A 4,255-nucleotide genomic window follows, 5' to 3' on the forward strand; every position below is an offset into this window, starting at 1 on the left:
TGGCCGACATCACCGTTATCGGCGGTCTGATCTTTGCGATGCTCGTGAAGCTGGCGGTGCCCGAGGAGTGCGAGGCGCTTCGAGCCTGGTACGCGAGAATGCGCCAGCGCGAGAGCGTCAGGAACCAGCCGGTGTTTGCCAACCTGACTTGATCTGGCGCGGCCGCCGGCCGATAACGGGCAGGGGGTTCACGCAGCCCCTGCACGGCGCACATTGAACGGCGCGGGCGTGGCAGGCGATGCTTCGTTGTATGAAGTAATCGCTGTCATACGGCATGAAATCCTATTCCGTTGAGTCGGCCAGAGTGGCGGGCACCGTGGTCTGCACTGAGCCTCGGCCGCCGCCTCGCCCTACACCGATTCCGTCGCGCCGCCCGCCACCGGGCGCAGATGGTGGCGCAACAGCGGCGCGGTGACCGCGGTGGTGAACAGCGCGAAGATCACCAGCATCGTGTAGACGTTCTGCGGCAGGATGCGCAGTTGCAGCCCGATCGACAGGAAGACCAGTTCCATCAGGCCGCGCGCGTTCATCAGCGTGGCGATCACCGTCGCGTCGCCGCTCGTGTGCCCCGTCAGTCGCGCGCCGGCGAACACGCCCAGGTATTTCCCCGCGAAGCCGACCACGATGAAGGCCAGCAGCCAGAGCCATTGCGCATGGGCGGTGACGTCGAAGAACTGCAGGTTCAGGCCCGCGCAGGCGAAGAAGATCGGCATCAGGATGGTATGCAGGAAGCCGCCCAGCAGGCGGTCGAACTGCTCGCGCACGCTCGGTACGTCGCGCAGCAGCATGCCGATCAGCAGCGCGCCGAACGCGCTATGGAAGCCGAGCTGCGAGGTGATCCATCCCGACACCAGCACCGAGGCGACCAGGATCGCCACCGTGTCGCGCGACCAGCCCTGCGCAAGCGAGCGCCCGACCACGCGCAGCAGCACACCCTTGGCCGCGATCACGAGCAGCGCCACGTAGGCGACGAGCAGCACGACGTTCACGCCGAGGGTGCGCCATCCGGCGGCGTTGTGCGACAGGCAGACGAGCAGCGAGAGCGCGCCCCAGCCGAGCAGGTCGCCGACCATCGCCGCCGACAGCGCCGACGCGGCGCCGGCATGCCGCGTGAGATTCAGGTCGGTCACGATGCGCGCCATCACCGGCACGGCCGATACCGACAGCGCCACGCCGCAGAACAACACGAACGGCCAGAACGGCTGCTGCGGCGCCAGGACGTCGTGGGCGAGCCAGCCCACCATCAGCCCCCCGCCGAACGGCAGCAGCATGCCCGGCACGGCGATCAGCACCGGGCCGAGCAGCGCGCGTTGCGCCGGCAGGCGCACGTCGAGACCGATCTCGAACATCAGCAACGCGAGGCCGATCTCGCCGATGCGACTGATCGCCGAGGTGTTGTCGGGCGTGAACAGCTCGTGATAGAGCGACGGCGTGACGACGCCGAGCGCGAGCGGGCCGAGCAGGATGCCGCCGGCGATCTCGCCGATCACCTTGCATTGCCCGAGCCGCTCCGCGATCGCACCGCAGCCGTTACAGACCAGAACGACGAGCGCCACTTGTATCAGCCACATCACGTGTTCCTTGAGCAAGAAGGGAAAAAATCGTTTCGCGACCGTGCGGCCCCGCGGGGCGCGCGGCAGTGGGTTCAGTCGAGCAGCGCTTCCGAATCGACGCTGTCGAAGATGATTTCGCGCACCAGTTCGCTGGCGCCGGCGGCGATCGTGCCGGCGGTCGCGTCGCGATAGAGCCGCGCGACATCGGATTCCGACAGGTAGCCGCGCGCGCCGTGAAATTGCGCGCACAGATGCGCCGCTCGCTTCGCCAGCTCGGTGCTGCGCAGCTTCAGGATCGACGCGTCGCCGCTGCCGAGCCTGCCGCCCACGTATTGCTGCACCAACTGATAAGCGAAATGACGCAGCAGCCGCAATTCGGCGATCAATTCGACCAGTTCGTGACGGATCGTCTGGTTCGCGCTCAGCGGGGCGCCGCGCACCACGCGCTGGCGCACGAAGCGATTCATCAGCCGGATGCTGCATCCCGCGCCGCCGAGCGCGAGCATGCCTGCCACCATGCGCTCGAAGTCGAGGCATCGCATCAGGCAGGTGAACGCCTTGTCGGGCTTGCCGAGCGTGTTCTCGCGCGGCACCGCGACGTCCTCGAAGCGGATGTCGCAGACGTCGGCGCTGCGCCAGCCCAGCAGGTTCAGCGGCGTGCGCGTGACGCCGGGCGCCTCGGCATCAACGACCAGCAGGCTGCAACCGCCCAGTGCGTGGCGCTGCGCGTTGCTGCGGACCAGCGCGACGATTAGCGTGGCCTGCGAGCCGTTCGAGACGAAACGTTTCGTGCCGTTCACGCGCCAGCCGTCGCCGCTCGCCGCGGCGCTGCATTGCAGGTCGCTCAGGTCGCTGCCGGCCTGATCCTCGGTGATGGCGAGCGCCGCCACGGCCGTGCCGTCGCGCATCCTCGCCAGATAGCGCTCGCGCTGTGCGTCGTTGCCGAACCAGGCGAGGTAGGACGCCGCCATGAACGCATGCACGCCGATCGCGGCGCGCACGCCCGCATATCCGAGGCGTCCCAGCTCCTCCAGGAACACCGCGCTGCGCACGAAGCCTTCGCCCGCCAGCGGCAGGTCCAGCCAGCCCTCGGCGGCCAGCGCCGGCCAGATGGCGCGCGGAAGATGGCCGCGCGCCTCGGCGCCCTCGGCTTCGGGCAGCAGGCAGGCCTGCAGGCGCTCGCGCAGCTCGGCCGCGAGGCCGCGATACGACTCGTCCGGATAGGGACTGGACATGGGTAGCCTCGTTACTTCACCGAGACCACGCGATGCGCGGGCAGCACGTCGGTGAAGCGGCCGGTGATCTTGAACACCGCGCTCGGCGTACCGGCCGCCGCCCACAGTTCGTCGAACTGGAGCAGGTCCTCGTCCACCAGCAGCGCAACTTCCTCCCGGTGGCCGAACGGCGGCACGCCGCCAATCGCGAAGCCGGTGGTTTCCTTGACGAAGTCGGCATCGCCCTTGACGATCTGCGCGCCGATCAATTCGGAAATCGCCGCCTCGTTCACGCGGTTCGGCCCGCTGGCGAGCACCACCACCGGCCGGTTGCCGGCCAGCGAGCGAAATACCAGCGACTTGACGATCTGCGCCTTCTGGCAGCCGAGCGTGCGCGCGGCGTCGTCGGCGGTGCGCGTGGAGGCGGGCAGTTCGAGGACTTCCATCTGCAGGCCGCGATCCGCCAGCAGATCCTGGAAATATTGGGCGCGTTTGCTCAGGCTCATGCTTGTCACTCCAGTGTCTGTTTCAGATGTCGATGATCGATCTTGCCGTTGGCCGAGATCGGCAGTTCGTCGCAAAGATGGATTTGTGCCGGCACCATGTACGCGGGCAGGACTTCGGCCAGCGCAGCCCGAATCTGCTCGACCCCGCTGGCTTCGCTCTTGGGCACGACGAACGCCACCAGCCGCTTCTCGATGCCGTTGTCATGCACGGTCACATAGCTGCGCCGCACTTCGGGCCGGTTCTGCAGATGGAACGCGATCTCGCCGAATTCGATCCGGAAGCCGTTGATCTTGACCTGGTCGTCCAGGCGCCCCTTGAACACCAGCACGCCGTCCTCGCGCAGGTAGCCGATATCGCCGGTGTGATAGAGCCGCTCGCGTCGCCCCGCGATCTCGTATTCGACGAAGCGCTCGCGGGTGATCTCCGGCATGCCGAGGTAGCCGGGTGTCAGGCCCGGCCCCGCGACGCAGATCTCGCCGGGCTCGCCGGCGCGGCACAGCGCACCCTGGTCGACGACATAGAGGCGCGTGTTCTGGATCGGCAGGCCGATCGGCAGCATGGTTTCGTCGGGGCCGATCTCGCGCACCGGATACCAGGTCGTGAAGGTCGTGCATTCGGTCGGACCGTAGACGCTGACGATCCGGTCCGCGCCGTAGCGGCGCAGTGCCTCGTTCATGTGGCGCAGCGAGTGGGCCTCGCCGCCGGTCAGCACCGTCTCGACGCTCGCGAGCGTCGCCGGCGCTTCGTCGACGAGCGCGTTGAACAGCGCGGTGGTCAGGAACAGCAGGTTGATCCGGTGGCGCTCGATCAGGTCGCGCAGGCGCGACGCGCGCACGAAGCCGTCTTCGTAGACGACGCACGCGCCGCCATTGAGCAGCGGTCCCCAGATCTCGAAGGTCGCGGCATCGAACGTGACCGGCGCCATCTGCAGCACGCGGCTTTCCGTGTCGAGCCGCGCATAACGCGCGCCGAAGACCAGCG

The 4,255-nt window shown here is 67.9% G+C and carries 4 protein-coding genes and 1 pseudogene; 1 reads left to right on the forward strand and 4 read right to left on the reverse strand.

The window, feature by feature from the left end:
• A pseudogene (locus tag JMF90_RS26630) lies at positions 1-152 on the forward strand (glutathione S-transferase); the annotation flags it as partial.
• Between the two features lie 198 nt (positions 153-350).
• Here JMF90_RS26630 and JMF90_RS26635 read toward each other — a convergent pair.
• From JMF90_RS26635 to JMF90_RS26650, 4 genes are all read right to left on the reverse strand, one after another.
• A complete protein-coding gene (locus JMF90_RS26635; protein ID WP_011694528.1) occupies positions 351-1,571 on the reverse strand; it encodes a cation:proton antiporter in 1,221 nt (406 codons plus the stop codon).
• Between the two features lie 74 nt (positions 1,572-1,645).
• Entirely contained in the window at positions 1,646-2,788 is a 1,143-nt protein-coding gene (locus tag JMF90_RS26640; protein ID WP_011694529.1) for an acyl-CoA dehydrogenase family protein, read from the reverse strand.
• 11 nt (positions 2,789-2,799) lie between these two features.
• The gene (locus JMF90_RS26645; RefSeq protein ID WP_011694530.1) at positions 2,800-3,273 is read right to left on the reverse strand and encodes a YbaK/EbsC family protein; all 474 of its coding nucleotides are present in this window, start codon (positions 3,271-3,273) and stop codon (positions 2,800-2,802) included.
• 5 nt (positions 3,274-3,278) lie between these two features.
• A partial coding sequence (locus JMF90_RS26650; RefSeq protein WP_201325629.1) for an AMP-binding protein occupies positions 3,279-4,255 on the reverse strand: 977 nt, incomplete at its 5' end.

The sequence above is a fragment of the Burkholderia sp. E168m23 genome, assembly GCF_016586125.1.
In the GTDB taxonomy this organism is placed as follows: Bacteria; Pseudomonadota; Gammaproteobacteria; order Burkholderiales; family Burkholderiaceae; genus Burkholderia; species Burkholderia orbicola.

What these genes read in the sequence shown, in the direction of transcription:
- JMF90_RS26635 (WP_011694528.1), bottom strand. Translation starts at nt 1,571, where the DNA reads ATGTGGCTGATACAAGTGGCGCTCGTCGTTCTGGTCTGTAACGGCTGC.
- JMF90_RS26640 (WP_011694529.1), bottom strand. Translation starts at nt 2,788, where the DNA reads ATGTCCAGTCCCTATCCGGACGAGTCGTATCGCGGCCTCGCGGCCGAG.
- JMF90_RS26645 (WP_011694530.1), bottom strand. Translation starts at nt 3,273, where the DNA reads ATGAGCCTGAGCAAACGCGCCCAATATTTCCAGGATCTGCTGGCGGAT.